Origin of the sequence: Paenibacillus sp. 2TAF8, assembly GCF_052114825.1 — a bacterium.
GTDB lineage: Bacteria > Bacillota > Bacilli > Paenibacillales > Paenibacillaceae > Paenibacillus.
Window position 1 is genome coordinate 1 of sequence record NZ_JBFRFN010000059.1, and the last position, 606, is coordinate 606.

Below are 606 nucleotides of genomic sequence, written 5' to 3' on the forward strand. Positions count from 1 at the left end.
CCGAAGTCGGTGGGGTAACCGCAAGGAGCCAGCCGCCGAAGGTGGGATAGATGATTGGGGTGAAGTCGTAACAAGGTAGCCGTATCGGAAGGTGCGGCTGGATCACCTCCTTTCTATGGAGAATCGTTTCCCGCGTGGAAACATTCAAAAAGTCTTCAGGAAGTATGCTTCCGAAGCGRGCTTTACTTCGTAAAGCTTTCAACTCACTCGTTGCTCAGTTTTGAGAGCTCAAACTCTCAAAACTTCTCGTTTATTCGACCGACACTTCTTGTGAGCGGCCCGAACCAAACGATTTGTTCTTTGAAAACTAGATATYGAAACGAAACAAACGCGAATTAGAACATTCCTTTTTAGCTGAACTTGTGTTAAAACAAGTTTCAATAAAAACGGTAGATTGCTGGAGCGAGTGATCGAAATGGAGCGACTTTTGGCTTTGCGCAAGCAAAACAAGGGAAGCGACAGCTCGAACACGAGCGCAATGGTTAAGCTACTAAGAGCACACGGAGGATGCCTAGGCGCTAGGAGCCGATGAAGGACGTGGCGAACAACGAAACTGCCTCGGGGAGCTGTAAGCAAGCTTTGATCCGGGGATGTCCGAATGGGGAA

At 48.5% G+C, this 606-nt stretch carries 2 rRNA genes; both read left to right on the plus strand.

Annotation, left to right across the window (positions count from 1 at the left end):
• Positions 1-113 (plus strand): 16S ribosomal RNA (locus AB4Z30_RS29925); the annotation flags it as partial.
• A 367-nt stretch (positions 114-480) separates the two neighbouring features.
• A 23S ribosomal RNA gene (locus AB4Z30_RS29930) occupies positions 481-606 on the plus strand; the annotation flags it as partial.